The sequence below is a fragment of the Rhodopirellula baltica SH 1 genome (genome assembly GCF_000196115.1).
Lineage (GTDB): Bacteria > Planctomycetota > Planctomycetia > Pirellulales > Pirellulaceae > Rhodopirellula > Rhodopirellula baltica.
In genome coordinates, this window is sequence record NC_005027.1 from 5,285,178 (window position 1) to 5,307,565 (window position 22,388).

The 22,388-nt window shown below is 56.8% G+C and carries 16 protein-coding genes; 10 read left to right on the forward strand and 6 right to left on the reverse strand.

All coding sequences use genetic code 11. From position 1 onward, the window contains the following. Positions 1-162 precede the first annotated feature (162 nt). From RB_RS20130 to RB_RS20145, 4 genes are all read right to left on the reverse strand, one after another. Positions 163-3,561 (reverse strand): hypothetical protein, encoded by a 3,399-nt coding sequence (locus RB_RS20130; RefSeq protein ID WP_164922272.1) that lies wholly within the window; start codon positions 3,559-3,561, stop codon positions 163-165. Next, positions 3,555-4,079, reverse strand: a complete 525-nt coding sequence (locus tag RB_RS20135) for a KdsC family phosphatase (protein WP_164922959.1) — start codon at positions 4,077-4,079, stop codon at positions 3,555-3,557. The genes RB_RS20130 and RB_RS20135 overlap by 7 nt, the downstream gene beginning before the upstream one ends. 19 nt (positions 4,080-4,098) lie before the next feature. Further along, positions 4,099-5,265: a KpsF/GutQ family sugar-phosphate isomerase gene (locus RB_RS20140; protein WP_164922273.1), complete on the reverse strand. Its 1,167-nt coding sequence runs from the start codon at positions 5,263-5,265 to the stop codon at positions 4,099-4,101. 106 nt (positions 5,266-5,371) lie between these two features. After that, complete coding sequence (locus tag RB_RS20145; protein WP_164922274.1) at positions 5,372-6,295, reverse strand: RDD family protein; 924 nt, start codon at positions 6,293-6,295, stop codon at positions 5,372-5,374. Here RB_RS20145 and RB_RS20150 point away from each other — a divergent pair. Then, the gene (locus RB_RS20150) at positions 6,289-7,953 is read left to right on the forward strand and encodes an Nramp family divalent metal transporter (protein ID WP_011122489.1); all 1,665 of its coding nucleotides are present in this window, start codon (positions 6,289-6,291) and stop codon (positions 7,951-7,953) included. The two genes, RB_RS20145 and RB_RS20150, sit on opposite strands and share 7 nt — an antisense overlap. A gap of 240 nt (positions 7,954-8,193) precedes the next feature. Here RB_RS20150 and glmM read toward each other — a convergent pair whose 3' ends face one another. Beyond that, entirely contained in the window at positions 8,194-9,537 is a 1,344-nt protein-coding gene (gene glmM / locus RB_RS20155; protein WP_164922275.1) for a phosphoglucosamine mutase, read from the reverse strand. Between the two features lie 223 nt (positions 9,538-9,760). Between glmM and RB_RS20160 the strand changes: the two genes are divergently transcribed. Genes RB_RS20160 through RB_RS20170 form a run of 3 tightly spaced genes read left to right on the forward strand, consistent with a single transcriptional unit; the run spans position 9,761 to position 13,240 of the window. Continuing rightward, on the forward strand, positions 9,761-11,455 hold the full coding sequence (locus RB_RS20160) for a formylmethanofuran dehydrogenase subunit A (protein ID WP_164922276.1): 1,695 nt from the start codon (positions 9,761-9,763) through the stop codon (positions 11,453-11,455). Then, positions 11,448-12,452 carry a formylmethanofuran--tetrahydromethanopterin N-formyltransferase gene (gene fhcD / locus RB_RS20165; RefSeq protein WP_007334456.1) on the forward strand — a complete coding sequence of 335 codons (1,005 nt, stop codon included), beginning with the start codon at positions 11,448-11,450 and terminating at the stop codon, positions 12,450-12,452. Before RB_RS20160 ends, fhcD begins: the two co-directional genes overlap by 8 nt. Next, on the forward strand, positions 12,449-13,240 hold the full coding sequence (locus tag RB_RS20170; protein WP_011122493.1) for a formylmethanofuran dehydrogenase subunit C: 792 nt from the start codon (positions 12,449-12,451) through the stop codon (positions 13,238-13,240). Before fhcD ends, RB_RS20170 begins: the two co-directional genes overlap by 4 nt. 44 nt (positions 13,241-13,284) lie before the next feature. Here RB_RS20170 and RB_RS20175 read toward each other — a convergent pair whose 3' ends face one another. Further along, positions 13,285-13,713, reverse strand: coding sequence for a hypothetical protein (locus RB_RS20175; protein ID WP_037201511.1), 429 nt, complete (start codon positions 13,711-13,713; stop codon positions 13,285-13,287). Positions 13,714-13,914: 201 nt separating this feature from the next. On the opposite strand from RB_RS20175, the gene RB_RS20180 reads away from it, so the two are divergent. The 6 genes from RB_RS20180 (at position 13,915) to RB_RS20205 (ending at position 22,178) form a co-directional block, all read left to right on the forward strand. Beyond that, positions 13,915-16,632 (forward strand): ComEC/Rec2 family competence protein, encoded by a 2,718-nt coding sequence (locus RB_RS20180; RefSeq protein ID WP_164922277.1) that lies wholly within the window; start codon positions 13,915-13,917, stop codon positions 16,630-16,632. A 49-nt stretch (positions 16,633-16,681) separates the two neighbouring features. Then, the gene (gene ccsA / locus RB_RS20185; protein WP_164922278.1) at positions 16,682-17,620 is read left to right on the forward strand and encodes a cytochrome c biogenesis protein CcsA; all 939 of its coding nucleotides are present in this window, start codon (positions 16,682-16,684) and stop codon (positions 17,618-17,620) included. Next, positions 17,617-18,897 carry a glutamyl-tRNA reductase gene (hemA, locus tag RB_RS20190; RefSeq protein WP_007334460.1) on the forward strand — a complete coding sequence of 427 codons (1,281 nt, stop codon included), beginning with the start codon at positions 17,617-17,619 and terminating at the stop codon, positions 18,895-18,897. Before ccsA ends, hemA begins: the two co-directional genes overlap by 4 nt. A 133-nt stretch (positions 18,898-19,030) precedes the next feature. Continuing rightward, on the forward strand, positions 19,031-19,756 hold the full coding sequence (locus tag RB_RS20195; protein ID WP_007334461.1) for a 3-keto-disaccharide hydrolase: 726 nt from the start codon (positions 19,031-19,033) through the stop codon (positions 19,754-19,756). Positions 19,757-19,810: 54 nt separating this feature from the next. After that, complete coding sequence (locus RB_RS20200; RefSeq protein ID WP_164922279.1) at positions 19,811-20,476, forward strand: sigma-70 family RNA polymerase sigma factor; 666 nt, start codon at positions 19,811-19,813, stop codon at positions 20,474-20,476. Positions 20,477-20,483: 7 nt separating this feature from the next. Further along, a complete protein-coding gene (locus tag RB_RS20205; RefSeq protein WP_011122500.1) occupies positions 20,484-22,178 on the forward strand; it encodes a serine/threonine-protein kinase in 1,695 nt (564 codons plus the stop codon). Positions 22,179-22,388 lie beyond the last annotated feature (210 nt).

Below are 22,388 nucleotides of genomic sequence, written 5' to 3' on the forward strand. Positions count from 1 at the left end.
ATGGCTCGGAGAACGCGGTGAATCGACCCGTTCAAAATCGACTTTACAACTCTGCGGTTCAATTCGCGTCCGCGACGGACAAGCGATCCTCGAATCGATTGATTGCGGCGAATGACAGCCAACAACGCAATCTTCGTGCCAGTTGTGTCGTTTATCCGGCGACTATCGCTGCGTCGGTCGATTGTTGAGCGAAGAGATTTCCCCCGGCAAGATCCTGTGGACTTGCATCGAGAGGATCTCCATCGTTTTCAGTCGAATCGTCGCGTGACCGACTTCCAGATTCAGCCCCGGCTGGCCAAGTGCCGTTGTCTGGAGCAATCGAGCCGGACGCGTCGGAGCACCAAACACGGTAAAGAGGTCCTTCGCTGCGGCATACCCGCAACGGTCCGCCGTAACAGTGACGGCCGATTTGTCGGTACGAGTCCGGAACAACACGCCACCGGAAGCTTCGATCTCCCAGGCGGTGGTGGTCACGCCCATGGTGCGTTGGCGAAATGGCACACTGGGGTCGATCGCCATTCTCAGAATGTCGCAATCGATAGTGGATTCGCCTTCTGACAACAAATCCATTCGGCTGGCGTCCATTCGAGTTTCGAAATCGGGCAGGGTTTGCTGAGCCACGCGAACGCCTCGCCGGAACGTCAGCGTCTTGGCTAGCAAATCACCCTGCATCGATTCCTGGAAGATCAGGTGAACTCCCATGATGGTCGGCTCCTGAGCATCACCGGCGGCTCGAGATGCGTTCTGATCCTCGATCATCTCTGGATTCCAAGCAGAAGATCGCGAATTCGATGCGGCCGACCGCTGGTCGTTTGGATTCGAACCAGCCGACAAGTTCGTGGTCAACAAATTGCCGCCTTTGGCGTTCCGCACCCAAGCTCGGTAGGAACCCGGTCCCGGTGCGATGATCATCCCCGATGCGCCATTGCTGGTCGAAACAGGAGCCGCACCAGCCGCGTTCTGAACCGCTGGGTTGGGCTCGACGCCCGGCACCCAAGCCAAGCGAGACGTTTGCAAATGGTGTCGAGATTCGTGGACGCCATCGCGAGCGAACTGGTCCACGGTCAATTCCACCGGTTGCGATCCCGTTTGCACGAGTGCAATTTCGGCGATGCCGGTTTTCTTGAAGCTATCAGGTGTTCGCAAATGGATCGCATCAGTCAGCGTCCACTTCAGTTGATCCCCTCGCATTTGAATCTCATTGGTCGATTCGTTTTGCGTGATGACCGTGTCCAACACAACTCCGCCCGCCAACGTCGCGACATTGCCGTCGAAAGTCATCGAACCACCAAAGCGACAACGCGGTGGCCTGGACCAACGTGCGGTGGATTGTGATGGATTGCGTGAGGCGACCGAAAGCGAAGGAAGCATATGTGAAGGCAACACAAATTGCCCCGCATCATTGACCCAAACAAAGTTGTCTTCCGGACGAATTTGAATTTGAGGACCGATAAAGTAACCGTCGCCCATCTGAAGACGTGCTGGAACGCTGTTCGTACCGGTCACTTCCATCACATCACCAGCACCACCATCGCGAAAACGAAGCTTCTCACCGGTCAAAGTTGCCAACATGATGGCGGGCACTTGATTCGGACGCCCCGATGCAGCGGTTTTCGCAGCTCGGGTTTTCATCGGATGTGTGACTTCCACGCCGCCGGTGACACTCAGGTCGGTCGCGGTCAATTCTCCGTCGCCCATCGTCAAGGTTGCGGCCACCATATCGCCGCGAATCGTTGCGGGCTGCGACGCGGTCGGGTTTGGATTTTCGCCAACCGCGGACTCACTCGCATCGGGCTGACGCACCCAATTTCGGATCGGGTCGTCACCGCTCTGGCCCGCTTTTGTTGGAGCGGCTTCTTTTTCATGTTGAAAGAAAAGGTGCATTCGGTTCGTGCGTGCTTGCAACGTCGACGAATTGATCTGAACGTTGCCGATCGCAGCCAGACTTTCCGGCAACCATTTCTGGTTCAACGAACCATCGGAATCGTCGGAACGGCCGATACGTTTGGGTTTGTTGTTGGGCTCAGGTCGCAAAATGCCTTCGACTCGATCGGCCAAAAAGGAGCCGCCATCGGCTAGCATTGCGTGCAACTGCCCTTCGCACCAAACAGAAAAATCAACCTGCAGCTGATCAGGAGTCGCGATGCCCTGCGGTTCAATTTGCAAACCGTCTTGCCAGGCGAATGATCGCATGGCGGAATCCGCAGCGTGGTGAAAGACACGTCCACTGCCTTCGACGGTAATCGTTCCCAGTTGTTTCGGTTCGGCAGGATTGAACCGGTAGCGAATCTGCGAAAGGAAGCCCTCCAGATCACCACGTTGCAATCGCACATAGTCTCGATTGGGATCATTGGCCGACGCATTATTGGGCTGCATCGCTACCGCGACATCAGCGGCCGAGACAGGGTCCGCAATCAGCCAACCTTCGACCGGATCAAACAAGATTCGCCCTGCCGTCATCCCGAAGGACTGAGATCGGATGTCCATTTGGACGGGCGATCCGGTTGCTTCGACGCGATCAATCCAGTCCATCGCGTCATCACGACGCAGTTTGGAATTCAACGGATCGCGAAGCGTCATGACCAGCGAATCACACCGAAAGCGATCGATCCAATCTTCTCGCGGCGGCGAGATTTGATTGGTGGTAGCGGCTGCAGAGGCTGGCAAACGCATCAGCTCCACGTCTTGATTCATACTCAACTGATCCAGGGCAAAATCGTACTGAATCATGTTGCCGCAGCGGACTTCGACGACGCCTTTGGGATCATCCTGCGATGGATCGTTCGGGTCATCCAGCGGCAGCGAAAGCTTTTGCAAGTAGACCAATTCCATCCGGTCCAACGTGTCGGTCACATCGCTGGAATTTCCCGCCGAAGATGCGGAAGCGGCCAAGTGCAACGTCAGCACTCGCCCAATCATGGTGGCTCGTCCAACCTGCATGTGAATCGGATCGTTCGTCCAAATCGTTCGACGATCGATACCGACATTGGATGTACGAATATGCAGAACGGAATCCGTCGTGTCCTTCGGATCAGGCGGCTCGGCGGAGATTCCTCGCACTTGATAGGCTGATGCGTCGAGTCCAACCGCGTTGGTGGTGGGTTGGGTCGATCGCTGGATCACCACGTCGCCTCGCAGTTGCCCGCGTTCGATCGATGGGGCTTCACCACTCATCACATCCAACGGTGCATCGAACTTGATCGACGCGCCCTCTGATGCCGAGATCAAAATGGGTTCTTTGGAACCGTCTTCGTTCAATCCACGTCCAATCACGATCGTGATCGGTTTCAATGTCCATGTTTGACCGTCGACCTGCGTGCATTCTTTGCACAACAACATCCCGTCGTCGGTTTTCAAACGAATCGTCGGCCCGCGTTGCCAGTCCGTGTCCGCGAAAAGATCGTCCAGATTGGCATCACCGGTACTGACCTTTGGTGGAGCAACGGGCGCAGCGACGATTTCGGGCGGCGTCAACCACGCTGCCACAGTGACTTGATAGAGACCGGCCGACACCGACAAAATGCACAGGCCGACTAAATAGTCGCGCAACTGCGTCAGCATGGAGGATCTTTCGAAAGAGTCGGCCAATTTTTCCCGGCACGCATCAAGCGTTCAATCAATTCGCGAACCGCACCTGATCCGCCTGGCAATCGCGTGATCCAGTGAGCTGCCTCGCGTGCATCAATCGACGCGTCGTCGGGGGCCGCAGCCAGTCCAACTCGGCACATCACCGTGATATCCGGCACGTCGTCGCCGATGTAGCAAACCTCGTCTGGGGTGACCTTCATCGCCGCCATCATGTCGGTCGCTGATTGCCACTTGTCGGCAGAACTCTGCACAACATGCTCGATGCCCAACTCCTTGGCTCGGCGAGTCAACGCATCGCTGTGCCGGGCCGTGATGATTCCAAAATGCAATCCCGCGTTCATCCAGGCTTTGATGCCATACCCGTCGCGAACATGAAATGTCTTTGTCTCGGCGCCGGTGGAGTCGTAGTACAGTTTCCCGTCACTCAAGACGCCATCGACGTCCGTCAAAATGCATTTGATTTTGCCGGCGATGTCACGATCCGAAATCATGGGATGGCGGGAGGACAATTCAGTCTCCAGAGGTGATGGGAATACAACGAGGCCCATCTTCACCGGATGAGTCGTCTGGGTTGGATTGGATGGAACCTTGGCTGGATGACACTGTCTGGCGAACATCGCCGGTTGCCACCAAGTCCGTGATGTCAATCATTCCGATGGGACGATGATCGGAATCAACGACAGGCAGTTCACTGATCTTTCGTTGCGATAGAATCTCGACCGCTCGCGGCAAACGCTCGTCGTCCGCGATGCAGATCGGTTGCTTGGTCATGAACAATTCGATCGGTTCATCCAAGCTGGTTTCTTGACGGTGTTGCAGCAACCGAGCCAGATCGCTGTCGGTGAAAATGCCGGCCAGTCGTTCGCTTTCATCGAGCAACAAGATTGCACCGCTTCGACGGCCCGCGCCGCCGATCATCATCGCTTCGCGAATCGAAATCGTTTGGGGTGCGAGACGGCATTCTGCCAACGGCCGCATGGCTTGCCGCACATCGGTCAGCTTTCTACCCAGTGCTCCACCGGGATGGAACCGAGCAAAGTCGTTGGGCGTGAATCCGCACAAACGTGATGCCAAAACGGCAATGGCATCTCCAACGGCCAACATCACCGACGTCGAACTAGTGGGAGCCAATCCGTCGGGACAGGCTTCGCGATGACGACCGATCGGGACCACGTGATCCGCCAATTCGGCCAGCGGATTTTCTCGATCGGCGGTCACGGCGATGATGCCGCAAGCTTGGTGTTTCAAGTACTCGACCACGCGAACAACTTCTTCGCTGCGGCCGGAATTGGAAAAAGCGATCACCAAGTCTTTGGATTGAACGCGTCCGAGATCTCCGTGAACGGCCTCGATCGGATGCAGAAAATGAGCCGGCGATCCGGTGCTGGCCAACGTCGCGACCAACTTTTGAGCGATTAAACCTGCTTTACCGACCCCGGTCAAAACGATCGAACCTTCGCAGCGGCTGATCCAAGCGGCGGCTTCCGCGGCATCGGCGGATGCGATCGCGGCCGCCTTTTGAATGGCTTCGGCTTCTCGCAGCATCGTTTCGCGGACCAAACGGATTTGGTCCAGCGGCGACAGCGGGGTCAACGTCGGAACCGACGTGCCGTGATTCAGTTGAGGTTGTGGAGCCACAATCGCGTCCTTGCTCTTGTCGCGGGTCGTCGGTGCCACAAATGCGGTCTCGGTGGCATTATCAACGCGCGACGATACCGAAAATGTCGGCGGCATCGCAAGGTGAACCCTCCGCCGCGTGAAACTCGGCAATTGGGCGCCGTTCTCAGGCGTTCGACGCCTGAGCGGCCATGTCGCGAACCAGGGGACTGTACCCGGCCAGCGGCCCTAAATCGGCGGGCTCGGCGTTTCGTTCGGCCAAAAACGTCTTGTAGTACAATGCGATCATCAGCAAGTCTGCGTCGATGTCAGGCCGAAATTCGAACCGATCGATCAGCGGCAGCGTCAGGTGCCGAGCAATTTCGCGACGTCGAGCTGGCGTCAGGTAGTGCCGACGCTCGGCATAGACCGCCAATGTCCTCGCCATGCTTCGCGAAATTGCATAGTCGCCGGGGATGAATGTGGCCAACGGAGCGACCCGCGGGTCATCGATCTTGGCGACGGGCAATTGCCATGTCTTTTCATCGATGATGACCATGGTGCCACTGGCGATGTCGCCGAGTCGCTGCATTCGCCGCGTGCTGATCACGCAGATCAATCCCACCATCCCGGTCGGAATCAAAAACGTCGGTGGAATGTTCTCGTCGATACTGCTCAATGCCGCGACGGGAGCCAGATCCGCGATCCGCAGCAAATTCCGCAGCACGGCCCGTTTGCCATTGATCGGACACCCATCGACATCGATCACTCGAACGCCGCAGGCCCATTTCCCAACGGTCCGACCGTTGAACCAGGCTTCCAAGGCCGCGCCGTAGAACCAACTGATCAAAAAGTAACTGATGATCCCAGCGGCAATCGCGAACGCACCGAGTTCTCGCAAACCGGACAAACCGATGAACAACAGCAAGAACAAGATGATTGCGCCAATCACGGCGACTCGCACCAACACATCAATGATGTAAGCCGGCAACCGCCGAAACGGCCCTGCCAACTGATACTCAAACGCAATGTTCTCCGGCGTCACAACACCAATGGTGGTGTCGAGCGCTCGCTGATTTTCAGCATCGAGTTGGTTTTCATCGCGTGGCATGGTGGTGCTACTATATCAAGCTTTCGCCACTTCATCCCACCTCTGTTGTCGATCGCGAGCACGTTTTGAAATCATCTGAATCTGGACGCCGAGATCCGCCGACGCATTGGTGGCGAATTCTTACCAACATTGGGCCTGGATTGATCATCGCCGGATCGATTGTGGGCAGCGGCGAACTGATCGCAACGACCAAAACCGGTGCCGAAGCTGGCTTCACATTGCTTTGGTTGATCCTGCTGGGTTGCGTGGTCAAAGTGTTCACCCAAGTCGAAATGGGGCGTTACACATTGATCAGTGGAAAAACGTCGCTGCAAGGTTTCAACGAATTGCCCGGCCCGAGACTGGGTCGCCACGGCAATTGGTTGGTTTGGGCTTGGGCGGTCATGTGGCTGGCCAGCATCGGACAACAGGGCGGGATCGTCGGCAGCGTCGGACAAGCAGTAGCGCTCACGATACCGGCCACCGCACAAGGCGTTTCAGAAAATCGTGTCGCCGACGCGGAACAACTACTGACGTTCGAACGATATGCGGCCCGATCCGAATCCGTCTCGTCCGATGACGGCACCGCCACGGATGGTTCCAACGATCCTGAATCCAACGCTTCAACTCCCCAGCGTCTCAAAGAACTCGACGCCCGAGAAACCGAGGTGGTCGCAATGCGAGTCACTCATGAACTGGAACACGGAAAAAATGAACCGCCGGACATCAAACTCTGGGCGACCATCATCACCATTGCAACAAGCGTCCTATTGTTCGTCGGTCGGTATGGATTGATTCAAACGTTCAGCACCGTATTGGTCGGATCGTTCACGTTGCTCACGCTGATCAACTTGTTCTTGTTGCAGGGCGAAGTCGATTACCGCGTTACAACGGAAGAATTCTTTTCCGGACTGAAAGGTGCTCTGCCCTCCTCGGCCAACGGCAGCACCGCGCTCGCGACTGCGCTGGCAACGTTTGGCATCATCGGTGTGGGAGCCGGTGAGTTGGTCGCTTATCCGTATTGGTGCCTCGAAAAAGGCTATGCGAAGTTCACCGGCAAAGACGATGGCACACCCGAGTGGCGTGAACGGGCAGCGGGATGGATGCGAGTGATGCAGGTCGACGCTTGGGGATCCATGCTGGTTTACACGTTTGCCACCATCGCGTTTTATTTGCTCGGTGCCGCCGTATTGCACCGTGTCGGACTGAATCCTGAGAAGTCCGATTTGGTGCGGACGTTGGCGGTGATGTACGTGCCCGTCTTTTCGAACTGGGCCGCCGCACTGTTTTTGTTTGGTGCGATCGCGGTGCTGTACAGCACCTTCTTCGTCGCCTGTGCCGGGCACGCACGTGTGTTCTCCGATGCCCTGCGGGTAATCGGATGGATCGACGACAGCCAAGCGACGAGAGACAAATGGGTGCGTGGTCTTGGTGCGTTTTTCCCAATCATGAGCCTGGTGTTTTACCTCGCATTTCCTTCACCGGCGAAATTGGTTTTGATCAGCGGAGTCACCCAAGGTGTGGTGTTGCCAATGATCGCCGGTGCCGCGATTTGGTTTCGCTACAAACGCTCCGTCGATGGACTGCGTCCCGGCAAGCTTTGGGACGCCATGCTGTGGTTGTCGGGCATTGCGATGTTGATCACGGGTGTGTGGACCATCATCGCCACCGTGACATAAGTTCCAACATCAATCTGAACGTAGCCGGATTCGTCAAGAATCCGGATTCAAACGTCTTGTTGCATTCCGAATTCTTGGCGAATCCGGCTACGGCGTTTGTGCACCAAGTAGGCCATGTCTCACATGGCATCCCAGCCGATGCTTTGGAACAAAGCGAGGCGTCAATCAAACCAACCCTCGCAAGTTCGATCAGGTAACGGCCCGCCAGCATCGCCAGGTGGGACCCTGGCCTACGGCGAGTTAACCCAACAACTCGGAGGCTTGGTCGCACAAAGAAGCGGCCTCGTCCGCGGTGGGTGCTTCGGCGATCATCCGAACAATCGGTTCGGTGTTGCTGCCGCGAACCAACAACCAACGATCCGACCATTGCAATCGCATCCCGTCACCACGTGTCGCTTCCGCGTCGGTGAACTTGGCTTCCAACTTGTCGAAGACAGCCGGCAATTGTACAGCGGAAACACCCGCTTTGCTTTTGTGAATGCTGAGCTGCGGCAACTCATCGGCCAACTCGCTGAGCGGTTTCCCGGTTCGTGCCAAGAGCGCCAACGTTTGAGCCATGCCAACAAAGCTATCGCGAACGTAGCCCACCGCCGGATCGATCGGTCCCCCGTTGCCTTCGCCACCATAAGCCGCCTTCTTCGCAATCATCAAATCACACACGTTGGCCTCACCCACCGCACTGCGAAATGTCTCGACGCCATGCTGTTTTGCGATCAAGGTACTCATGGAACTGGTCGCTCCGTTGATCACAATTGGGCCCGACCTACGACCGGTCTCCATCGCTTGCCTAACGCACAACGCCAACGTGCATTCTTCGCCGATGTAGCGGCCTGTTTCGTCAATCAGAGCCAACCGATCCGCGTCGGGATCTTGGCAAAAGCCAACGACGCACTTGCGACCGGTCACATCTGCAGAAATCCCCTGCAGATTCTCAGCCGTCGGCTCGGGCGTGTGAGCGAATTTCCCTGTCGGCTCGTGGCCCATCGCTTCGACGGTGCACCCCAACGCTTCGAGCAATCGCACACCGAGCAATCCACCCGCACCGTGGTTGCTGTCGATCAGCACACGAAATTGCTTGGCCTTGATCGCATCGACGTCGACCGTCGCCAGCACTTTTTCAAGGTGAGCTGCATGGGGATCTTCGATCGAGTCCACCTGACCAATTTTGTCGTACGTCGCCCATTGGTTCGTTCCAGCAAAGTAGGCGTCGCGAATTTTGGCTCCCGATTCAGCGTCAAGGACTCGGCCGTCGCCGCCAAACAACTTGATGCCGTTGTATTCCGGTGGGTTGTGACTGGCCGAAATCGCGATGGCACCGACAGCTCCCAATTCGCGAACCAGCACGCCGATGGTGGGAGTCGCGGCGACATCCGCGTCGATCACGTCGCGTCCCGATGCGGTCAGTGCGGAAACGATGGCACTGCGAAGCATCGGTCCCGTTGTGCGTCCGTCGCGTCCGACCACAATTTTTCCTTCGGGCATTGATGCCGAAAACGCGGCTGCGAAACGCACGGCGACTTCGGGTGTCAGGGTTTCACCCAAGATGCCGCGAAGACCGCTGACGCTGATAATCAATTCACTCATGGGACACGCAAGTAGACTGGATCGAGGAGGATGAGGACGAGAATAAATGGTCGATGAAGGCCAACCGTGACTGCAATGGACCGCTCCATGGCGAAACATGGATCACAAGGTTCAGGGGGAGCATCGTACCAGGGACATCGGAATTCGCGTATATTCCCCGCCGAACATTCATTTCTGGCAGCCTTCGCCATCCGCTCGCCACTTCCCGCGTTTGTTTTTCACCATGCTCACTGTTCTTCAAGGAAGCCGGCTGATCGATCCGTCGGCTCCTGGAGCCAAACCGGGCGGAACGATCGCGGATCTTTGGTGGAGAGATGGTTATCTCATCAAGGCTCCTGAAAAAGGAACCGTCGCCGATCAAACGATTGATGGCAGTGGATGCATCACCATGGCGGGTGGCATCGATTTGCACACGCACATCGGCGGAGGCAAAATCACCTTGGCTCGCATGTTGTTGGGCGACCAAATGCCACCCTGGCGAGAAGCCACACGCGTCAACGGAGAAGACGCAGCCTCATGCGAGTTTCTTCCGTCAGCATCGGTGACGGCGTCGCGTTACTTGGACATGGGCTACACGACATGCTTTGAGCCCGCTGTGATTCCCTGCAACGCACGATCCGCACACGCGGAGATGGCCGACATTCGCGGACTTGATACCGGCGGATACTGCTTGCTCGGCAACGATGACGTGTTGCTTCGACTGATCGCCGACGATGAACCACAAGAAGTCATCAATGCTTATGTGGCTTGGATGGTTCAAGCGACTCGCTGCATCGCGGTCAAGGTCGTGAACCCAGGCGGCATCAACGCATTCAAATTCAACGAACGCGAAATGGATGTGGACACCCAACATCCGAAATACGGGATCACTCCCGGCCAAATCATTCGCGTGCTGTGCAGAGCGGTTTCCGAAATTGGATTGCGACATCCGTTGCATGTTCATTGCAGTAACTTGGGTGTGCCCGGCAATATCGATTCGACGCTGGCGACGATTCGAGCCGCCGATGGCTATCCCATCCATCTGACCCACGCTCAGTTCCACAGCTATGGAACGGAAGGCCCCTACAAGTTTTCATCTTCGGCGGCGAAGTTGGCCGATGCTCTGAAAGCCAACCCCAATGTGACATTGGACGTTGGACAAATTCAGTTTGGCCAAACCGTCACGATCAGTGCGGACGCAATGCATCAATTCGACAATCGCAACCTCGCGAAACCTCGCAAGTCAGTGTTGCTGGACATCGAATGCGAAGCTGGCTGCGGCGTGGTTCCATTCAAATACGCACGTCGCGAATTTGTGCACAGTTTGCAATGGGCGATCGGATTGGAGTTGTTCTTGATGGTCGACAACCCGTCACGAGTTTTCCTGACGACCGACCATCCCAACGGTGGTCCTTTCACGGCTTACCCGCACCTGATCGCCTTGCTCACCGATCGCTCGCTGCGAGAAACAGCGCTCTCCGAAATTCATTCCGACGCGGCAGCCGCCAGCTCACTCGCCGGCATCGATCGCGAATATTCGCTCGACGACATCGCCGTGATGACTCGGTCCGCCCCCGCATCGATTCTGGGACTATCTGATCGAGGTCGATTGCAACCGGGATGCGTGGCCGATGTGGTCGTGTACGAAGAAAACGCCAACATCGAAACCATGTTCCGTACTCCGCGAGATGTATTCAAACAGGGCGTTCGGATTCGTTCACGAGGTCAAAACGTAGAGACCGCGACCGCCGCGCGAAGAGACAGCACGCTGGTCGCCTCGGTCGAAGTCGATCCCACTTACGTCCCCAAGTTCCGAGATATGCATGCTCGGACGGGAACCTTCGCGATGGACAGATTGCAGATTTCCAAAGGTGAGATGGACGATGTGATCGGCACGCGCTTGGTCGAAACAACGTGGCCGGAGAATCAAGATGGCTGATCCCGCCGCGACTCCCAAATCATTGTCGATTGCCTGCGTCTCGATCAAAGACACCTTTGCCGAAGCCTTTGACATGAAGGCCACCCGGCTGATCGTGACCGCGGATGATCGGCGTTGGTGCGATGAATCCGCGAGGGCAATGTGCGGGTTCGGAACCAGTGTCATCGCTTGTGGGCTTGAAATCGCGGTCGAACAAACACTGTCGCCCGAGCAGACACCCGACGGCCGCCCAGGCGTCGCGATATTGGCGTTCGGAATGTCGGGCAAAGATCTGGAAAAGCAAATTCCCCGGCGTGCTGGTCAGTGCGTTTTGACTTGTCCCACAACCGCTTTGTACGGCGGCATCCCAGGTGGTCGCGAGGTGCATCCCAAACGCGTTCCGATCGGAAAGTCCCTGCGATACTTTGGTGACGGGAACCAAATCAGCAAACAAATACAGCACTTGGATGCGGATGGAAGGTCCCGCCCCGTGCGTTACTGGCGAATTCCCGTGATGGATGGCGAATTCGTTTGCCAGCACGACGTCGGTCGAGTTGACGCGATAGGAGGTGGTAACTTCATCTTGGTCGGACGAACCATGCAGTCCGTCACCATTGCCAGTCGTGCCGCGATTGATGCGATGCGAGAATTACCTGGCATCATCACTCCGTTCCCCGGCGGAACAACTCGTAGCGGATCCAAAGTTGGATCGAAATACGCCGCATTGTTTGCGTCGACCAACGACTCGTTCTGCCCGACCTTGCGAGAAGTCACGCCATCAGAATTGCCTTCCGAGGCCAATGCGGCGATCGAAGTGGTGATTGACGGATTGTCGTTTGATGAGATCGCAGAATCCATGCGAGTTGGCATCACTGCCGCATGCGAAGCGGGTGCTTCCGAAGGGTTACTAAGCGTCTCGGCGGGTAACTATGGCGGCAAGCTTGGCCGACATCATTTCAAGCTGCACGAATTGCTTGCTGACGCATCATCGGCCTCCGATTCAGGTGCCGAACGATGAATCAAATCACACTGCGTCCTCGATCCGAGTTGCCCTCGTCGCTGGACGCGTCGCGAATCCGACTGGATGAATGGATCCAACTTTCAACTCTTGAAATAGAACGCTTCGAGTTGCAATCTCGATCTGGCCCGATGGCGATCGGCGATCTTTTTGAAGTCTCCGTGCAATCCAAGGCGTCATTGCCCCGGCTGGTTTTTGATGGCTGCATGCAACGTGTTTCGGGAATCGGATTCCAACACAAGCTGGGCGAGATCCTTTGCGAGTCCAACGTTGGTGACCACGCGGGCAGTTGCATGTCGGGTGGACGCATTGTGGTGTGTGGCAATGCGGGCAATTACCTGGGTTCGCCAATCGGTTCCCGCAATGTTGGAATGAATGGCGGCCAAATGATTGTCGAAGGATCCGCCGGTGATGATGCGGGCCATCGGATGCGTCGTGGCGAAATCTGGATTGCTGGTAACGTTGGAACGCGTCTGGCAACTTGGATGGTTGCCGGCACGATTGGCGTGGCCGGAACTTGCGGGCCAACGATCGCCTATGGAATGCGGCGAGGGACATTGATCTTTGGCCAGCCACCGACGCTCGACGAACGTCGATTCTCGACGCCCATTCCGCTGCGTTCAGCTTTCTTGGCTCTGTTGAGTCGAAACTGCGATGCGAAATGGATGACGCCCGACTTCCTGCAATCACTGGACGTCTGTCGCGGTGACCAACTGATTGATGGTCGCGGCGAAATTTGGATGCCCACATCGAGTGCTGAGTCTACGAAAACAGGGGCGTCCACTTGAATGGACACCCCTGAAATCGAATGATCGATACGAATCGGTTGGGATCAAACTTCGGCTAGCTCGTCGGCTTCCTCATCGCTCCAGCTTTCTTCGCCTTCGGGAGCGTCGTTCAGGCCCAACTCTTCAAATTGCTCATCGGACAGCTTCACGTAGTTGAGCGACCGCAGGACTTCCAAGACTTCGCTGCAGGTCGGGAACATTCGGCCGGAGTCACGCTTGTAGTCGTCCATCGCTTTCATGAACTCGACTTCTTGGTCGCTGTAGTCGCGTTCGCACGTCGTTGGATCAATGTGACGACGACGTTGTTTCTTTCGACGAGGCTGGTCCATCATGCCTGCATCGCTCGCATCGGCGTTGCCATCGCGACGTTCGCTACGACGACGATCGATGGTCACCACTTCTTCACCAACGTTCTTACCCTTGGAGCGGTTGGCGGCGGAAGTTTTTGGCGATGATTTGGCAGTCGTTGGCATGGGTTTCCTCGTGCAATAAGAAACAGTGCGAAGTCGGGAAGTGGACATTCAGTCCGATCCCTCAAAGATCTAGAAGCGTGTGACCGAGAGTTCTTGGCCGTACAATGAGTAGCACGCGGGTTAGGTTCGGGCTGAGCATTCCAGTGAGTTTGCCGACCAGGCAAACTGAAACACCGCGAAACCGTGCCGGATGTACGGGTTATGCGGCCTGCGATTCACCGCGGCATCTTTTCTTTCGGATTTGACTTCAGAATGCGGCAAGGCAGTCTCTCGACTCGGCACCTCACGGAACTCCCCAGTCGACAGCCGTTGACGATGTTTGCCGCCACCGGACTGGCTGGGCTGACTCTCAACCATGTTTGGCCTCAATCCCCGCGGGTCTGGTTCGGGGCGATGATCGCGATGGTGGTTGCCTGGGTCCTGGCATGGTTCGCAGCCACGCCAGCCCGTTCCGAAATCGCGCGTGCCCACTCGCGGTCTCGCCTTAAATTTCATTCTCGATTTAGAACAGCGTGCTGGTTCGGGTTTCTTCTATTCGCATTTGCGGGGAGACACGCACTGGATGAATGGCAATACGCTTCGGCGACCATCCGCGAAGTACTGACCTACGAGGAAGAGCCGACAGTCATGGTCGCAGTTGTCGATGAACCAGTTCGTTTGCAAAGGGATGCTCTGGAGAACACCGTTGCGAGAACCTCCGGGCTCGATGGTGCTCGATCCGACAAAGCCGTTGTATCCGATGTGCAGTATCAAACTCGATTGATTGTTCGCGTGGTCACGATGCGACGTGGCACTCGGCAAGTTCCATTCACCGGCCGAGTGATGGTGATGGTTGATGCGGAACGAGAGGACTTGCGACCGGGCGATCCGGTTGAACTGTACGGTCGAATCGCCGCGATTCCACCACCGAGCAACCCGGGTGAAACCGATCAGAGAATCGCAGCACGTCGGCAGAACATTCACGCGCGCATGCGAGTGGGCTCGGCCGACCAAGTTCAATTGCTAACAGCTGGCGAAGTCACCGATGGTGCATTGCCGTGGGACAATGCTCTTCAGCGGTGGTTGGCCGATCGCGCCGCCTCGGCTCGAGACACGATTTTGAACCAAATCGAACCTTCGCAACGTGGACTCGCGTTGGCCCTAACGCTCGGTCAACGAGATTTCCTTGATCGTCCGACCAATGAACGTTTGCTGGTCACCGGCACCGCGCACCTGTTGTCGGTCAGCGGACTGCACCTAGGAATCATCGTTTTGTTGACCGGTGCGGTGGCAGGTTTGTTGCGTCTGCCAATCGCCGGGTCGGTCACATTGATTGTGATCGTGATGCTGTTTTATGTCGCCATCACGGGTGCTCGCCCGCCGGTCACACGAGCCGCGATCCTGATGTCGACAGTGATCCTCGCCCGACTCCTGGCTCGTCCACATCACCCGCTCAATTCGTTGTCCTTGGCAGCGATCATCTTGATGATTTGGATGCCGGCGGAGATTTTCGGCATCGGCGTCCAGTTGTCTTTTTTGGCCGTCGCTACCTTGTTGATGTGCGGACGTCCCTTCTCCAGTGCACTGACACCCGCGGCAGAAACGATTCGCGTGGAAGAACGCTTTGATGAGTTGGCTCGCCAATCTCAAACCGCGTGGCGACGGCTGTTCTCGTTTTGCCTTTCATGGACGGGACGAGTGCTGTGGTACAGCGGCGCGGTCACCCTCATGGCTCTGCCGTTGGTTTGGTCACAGTTCCATGTGGTCTCGCCAATCAGCGTGATCGTCAACGTCATGCTTTCACCATTGATGGCTCTCGCGTTGTCCGCCGGTGTGATGACAATCTTGGCAGGTTGGTGGTTGCCATCCCTGGCGTGGATTCCCGGTGGGGTTTGCGGCAAGTTGCTTTCGATCATGCAGTGGATGATCGATTCAGCGGCGACCTTGCCCGGCGGTCACTTTTGGTTGCCGTCGCCGCCGACGATTTGGATCGTCGTCTTCTATCTCGGCTTGATTGCGTGGGCTGCGATTCGGCCGATGGTGACCTCCCAAGGAATTCGTCGTCTTGTAATCGAAGCCGGTTTGCTGGTCAGTTGGATCGGGATCGCCTACGGGTTGGCAACCTACCTAGCGGAACTTCCTGATCAAACGTTGGAAGCCACCTTCGTCGATGTAGGACACGGGACCGCAACAATCGTGCGTCCCGACGAGAAGGAGGTGTGGCTTTATGATTGCGGCTGGATGGGCAACGCCAACGCGACCAGCCGGAACATCGAGGATGCATTGTGGGCATTAGGAGCGACGCACATCGATGGGATTTTTCTTTCGCACGCTGATACGGATCACTTCAACGCATTGCCGGGTCTGGCCAAACGGTTTTCGATCGGCGTGATCGTTGTTCCGCCCGGTTTCTTTGAAGGCGACGGTTTTGCGCTGGCTCAGGCTTCGGAGGCGATCCGCCAGCACGAGATTCCGGTTTTGGAAGTTCACCGGGGCAAGCGTGTTCGACATACCGGACCCAGTTGGCTAGATCGAGTCACGGTGCTGCACCCGCCCAAAGAACGAATCGAAGCCAACGACAATGCAAATTCGCTGGTGTTGAGGATCGATTCAGGAAATCGTGCGTTGCTGTTGCCGGGCGATTTGGAACCGCCGGGAACCGCGGTGCTGACCAACACGCCTCGACCGCCACCCGGCGGGGTGATGATGGCACCTCATCATGGCAGTTTGCAAATGGATGCCGAGGCGGTCCTGCAGTGGGCCCGACCATTGGAAACAATCGTCAGCGGTGGACAACGTGCGGCAAAACCCGAAGTCACCGAAATGCTGTCCGCGGCGGGGGGAGGCGTGCACGTGACATCGCGAGAAGGAGCGATCCGGGTGCGAATGAGTGTCGAAGGTGGGCTTCAAATCCAAGCATTCTCTGAACAACCCTGGTGAGCGATCCCTTCCAGGCTGACAATTTTTCAGGTCGGTGTACGATAAAGCCATGATGGATCTTTTGCGTCAAATTTCGGTCACGTGTTTCTCGGCCAGCTACCTCGTGGTGCTGGTTTTAGAAGCGTTGCGCTTTCTGGGCCGTGTCCCGGGTCGCGGTCTGGCCGTGGTCGTGATGATGGGTTTGGGTATTTTCACCCACGTCACCTATCTGACATTACGAGCCGCGTCGATTGCCAATGAAGCCAACGTCGGGCGTCTGGCAACTTGGACCGATTGGTCGCTGATGGTCGCGTTGGGATTGGCAATCGCCTTTTTCGCGTTCTATCTCAGACGGCCGGACACGATCATCGGACTGTTCTTCCTGCCGGCAATTCTCGCCATGATCGCGCTTTCGCGAGCGGTCAGTCACATGCCCGCATTTGAACGCAGCGAAGCCGTCGAGGTTTGGCGAGGCGTGCACGGTGCATCCATGATGCTGGGTTCCGCTGCCGTTCTGATCGGTTTTTTGGCCGGAGCCATGTATTTGGTCCAATCATGGCGTTTGAAACGCAAGCAGGCTGGCTCATCGCTCCGTTTACCAACCTTGGAAACCCTTCAAAACCTCAACCGAAGTTGCTTGATCATCAGCACCGCAGCCGTCGGGCTGGGCCTGGTTTCCGGTGTCGTCATGAACTGGAACCGTTTGGGTGTGATCCCATGGACCGACGGCGGAATCATTCTTTCCGGCGTGCTGTTTCTGTGGTTGGTATCAGCCACGCTGGTCGAGTACTTCTACGCTCCCGCCAGCCGCGGCCGCAAAGTTGCTTACTTAACTCTGGCCAGCTTTGGATTTTTGGCACTCGCCATGACCGGTGTGCTATCCAGTTCTCACGGTGCCGACCAATCCGACGCACCCGCCGAAACGCCAATCCAAAACATCGACTCAGAAATCGAGTTGCCCGAAAACGAAGTGGCACCGGGAATGACAACGCCGCGAGGCCAGTCATGACCCTGAAGATGATCGGGTGCAGCCATCACGACGCTGCCGTTGAAATTCGCGAGCAGTTGTCGTTCACCGAGAATGAAATTAATCGCACCTTCGAACTGTTTGGCCAACGATTCGCCGATGCCGAACTGGTTCTTCTGAGCACCTGCAACCGGGTTGAGTTGTACGGGGCGGGCAGCAATCCGGCTTCCCTGCAATCCGACGATTTGATTGACTTGGTCGCCGACTGCCTTAACCAATCGCGTGACTTCGTCGCCAACCACATGATCATTCGGGAAGGCCGCGAAGCCGTCGAACACTTGTTCTTGGTCGCGGCCAGTTTGGACAGCATGGTCGTCGGCGAAGCCCAGATCCTATCGCAGGTCAAACAGTCCTATGACTTGGCCAACGATGCCGATCGCACCGGCCCAATCACTCACGGCGTATTCCAAGCTGCCAACCGAACCGCCAAACGCGTCCAAACTGAAACCAGCATTCACCGTCGCCGGTTGAGCGTTCCCAGTGTTGCGATCGGCGAAGTTGTTCCCGAGGTATTCAACCGCCTGCAGGGCAAACGCGTGGTGCTCTGCGGTGCCGGTGAGATGGCCGAAGAAACGCTTCGCTATCTGAAAAACGGCGGTGCGAACAATCTATGCGTCGTCAATCGAAGTCTCGATCGAGCACAAAAGCTGGCCGACGAATTTGGTGCCGACGCTGAATCAATGGACAGCCTGCACGACCAGATTGTGCAAGCGGATTTGCTAATCGGTACCACTTCGGCGGAAGAACCGATCGTCGACGCATCCACTTTCGCGGCTCTGAATGCCAAACGAGGTGGCCGCATCATGTTGGTCCTCGACTTGGCCGTTCCGCGAGATTTCGATCCGGTCATCGGCGACGAACCCGGCGTCTATCTGTACCAGATCGATGACCTGCAAGCTGCATGCAATCGCAATCGCCGCGAACGAGAAAAGCAGTGGCCGAAGGCGAAGAAAATCATCGACGAAGAAGTCGATGGCTTCTTTCAGTCGCTGCAACAACGTGCGACCGGACCGGTCATTCGCCGGCTTCGAGAACGGGCTGACAAAGTCAAAGCAGAAGAGCTGCAGCGGCTGTTTGGAAAACTCAATGGCTCCACCGACACGGCCATGCAAAAAGAGATCGAAAAGTCCTTCGATCGCCTGACCAACAAACTGCTCCATCCGCCGATGGCCTCGCTGCGAGACGACGCGGCGGACGGGCACTCGCGAGGCCTGCTGGAGGCGTTGCGACACCTGTTCAACCTGGGCGAAGATTCTTGAGTGCGGGTGCCGTTTGGTTGCCACGGGATTTTTCCCGATGCCCCACATCCATAGATTCCTCCGGTTAAACTGCCCGTCCCGGCATTCTCCTGCCCGAAACACAACTTCCCGGCCCCACCTCATGAGCTCAACCGTGAACCGCGTTCTTTGCTTCCTGACTCTCGCCGCCACCTTCGCGGCTTCACCCGCCAACGCCCAAGACAGCGAAAAGGCTGTCCTGGCCAAGACCATGCAGGGTGCCAAAACCGTCACCTTGTTCGATGGCAAAACGCTTGATGGCTGGCGTGGACGTGAGGACCTTTGGTCGGTCGACGACGGAGCCATTCATGGGCAAACCACCGACGAAGCACCGATCAAGCAAAACACGTTTTTGATTCTCGATCGCCCGGTCAAAGGCAGCTTTGAGCTGACGCTGCAATTCAAAATGATTGGCGGCAACTCGGGCATCCAGTATCGCAGCAAAGTCCTCGACGAAGAGAAATTCATCGTCGGTGGATATCAAGCCGACATCGATGCGACCAATCGTTTCGCGGGGATCCTGTACGAAGAAAAAGGCCGCGGAATTTTGGCCACCCGCGGACAACAAACCACGATTTGGGCGACCGGCGAAAAGACGACCGAACAATTCGCGACCGCCGAGGAGCTCGCTAACAGCATCCATCTGGGCGAATGGAATGACTACCGCATTTTGGTGCGTGACAACCACTTGGAACAGTTCATCAACGAAACCCTGATGATCCGTTTGGTCGACCAACAACCGGGCAAAAAAGCCGACTCGGGGGTCATCGCGTTGCAATTGCACCAAGGCCCCGCGATGAAAGTTTGGTTCAAGAACATTCAAATTCGCGAATGGAAGTGAGCCAGGGACGATTGCCCTATTTCCAACACGCTACCATGTGACTGGAGCGTGAACATGACCAAATCCTTATGGCCATCGGGCGACAACACTGAAGTGCTGATCCAAGCAGCACGCCAGGGCGACACCGAAGCCGTCAACCAACTGCTAGACCGACACCGCGGCCCAATCCGTCGACTGGTGGAGGTCCGTTTGGATCGAAAAGTCCAGCGACGCGTGGACGTCAGCGATGTCGTTCAAGAAGTCTTGGTCGAAGCCAGCGGGCGTCTTCAAAAGTACCTCGACGATCCCGTGATGGCTTTCCATTTGTGGCTCCGGCAAATCGCCTGGGATCACATCATTGACACCTACCGTCGCCACCGTGTCAGCGCCAAACGCAACATGGACCGCGAGCAACCGATTGCCGGCGGCGGACGCGTGGATGAATCGTCCGTCGATCTCGCGATTCAGTTGTGTGACCCAGCGATGACTCCCGCTGCGGTCGCGACCCAGCGTGAAATTGCCACGCAGGTCGAAGCGGCCATTCAGAAGCTCGACGAAGGTGATCGCGAAGTCATCCTGATGCGGCATTACGAACACCTTTCGAACCTCGAAATCGCCGAAGTTCTCAACCTGAATCCCCCCGCCGCCAGCATGCGTTACTTGCGTGCGGTTCGCCGGTTGAAAGCGGTGCTGGAAGAAGACAAGGAAAACTTCGGCGTCGACAACGACTCGCAGGGTTGAGGCTTCGATGGCCTCTTCACCAGACCCGTCGCACACCGGCTCATCCGATGAAGCTCGGACGCACGATCAATACCTTGCGGATGTGCTGGCGGAACTGACGGACAAAGTTTGCCAGGGCCAAGTCGTCGACTTCCACGCCATTTGTGAGCAGCATCCGACGCTTGCAAATGACTTGAAACAATTGTGGGGAGCCGTGTTGGTCACCGACACCGCTGGCACCGCCTACGATGAAGCCCCCATGGTTCCGGATGTCCCCGATATTGCCGAAGACTCATCGAGTCGTTGGCGTAGCCTTCGGTTGCCGACAACCATCGGCGACTTTGATTTGCTGGAAGAAGTCGGTCGTGGCGGCATGGGCGTGGTTTTTCGTGCCCGCCAAAGATCGCTGGACCGTGAAGTCGCAATCAAGATGATCCTTCGCGGTCGCTTGGCGAGCGACGCGGATCTGCAACGCTTCATGGCCGAAGCCGCGGCAACCGCATCCTTGGATCACCCCAGCATTGTGCCGGTTTACGAAGTCGGTGACATCGAAGGCCGGCCATTCTTCAGCATGCAATTCATCGAAGGACAAACCCTGTCCCAAAGAGTCGCCTGCGGTCCCATGGCACCACGTGAGGCGGCACGCATGGTCGCCCAAATCGCTCGCGCCGTCGCGGTGGCTCATCAAGCCGGTATCCTGCACCGTGACATCAAACCGGGCAACATCCTGATCGCCAAAGACGGGCGACCGATGATCACGGATTTTGGGTTGGCCAAACAAGTCGGTGCCAAGATGGACCTGACCCGAACCGGCATGTTGGTCGGCACCCCCGCATACATGTCGCCCGAACAAGCCGGCGGCCGTCGCGGTGACATCGGTCCCGCCAGTGATGTGTATTCCCTTGGTTGCGTGCTCTACTTCGCTTTGACCGGACGAGCTCCCTTCGTCGCGGAATCACCGATGGAACTGGTGATGCTGGTCACGGAACAAGACCCCACGCCTCCGCGAGCCTTGCGCCCAAGTTTGGATCGTGATCTCGAGATGATCACGATTCGTTGCCTGCAAAAACCAGCCGACCTGCGATACCCAACCGCGGAAGCCCTCGCTAACGACATCGAAGCCTACCTCGCCGATGAACGTGTCTCCGCTCGCAGCGGTCGCTTCAACCAAGTCCTCGCAAGAGTCTTTCGCGAAACCCATCACGCGGCCGTGCTTGAAAAGTGGGGGCTGCTTTGGATGTGGCATTCGTTGGTGCTGTTGGTTGCCAGTCTGATGACTTGGCAAATGGCACTTGCTGGAATCAATGAACGTTGGATCTATGTTTTCGTTTGGGTGATCGGACTGAGTGCCTGGGCCGCCGTTTTTTGGAAACTGCGTCAACGCATGGGACCAGTCACGTTCATTGAACGACAAGTCGCTCACGTCTGGGGCGCCAGCCTGATTGCGACGGCCTTGCTGTTTCCCTTGGAATGGTGGATCGGACTGGAACCACTGCGATTGGCACCAATGTTGGGTGTGATCACTGCCATGGTCTTCCTGATCAAAGCCGGCATGCTGAGTGGAGCGTTTTACATTCAAACAGTGCTCTTGCTCGCAACCTCGGTGGCGATGGCGGTGTTCCCATCTGCCGCTCATTTGATCTTTGGCATCGTTGCAGCGGGGTGCTTCTTCATGCCCGGTTACAAATACGAACGTCAACGATCGTTGCTCGAACAACGCTGATCCAATCAAAGAACTCGGCCCCCCGTTCATAACCCGCCGCGTCAGCAAGGCCTCACTTGAACCTATCTGGATCGCCATCGCCCGGAATTCACGGGACGAGAACCGGGCCTAACGGCCGTCGGCTGATTGGAGCAACGATCGCCTTTCACCGTAGCTGGAATCGCCAAATTTCGGACGAACACTGAACGACCTTGCTGACGCGGCGGGTTG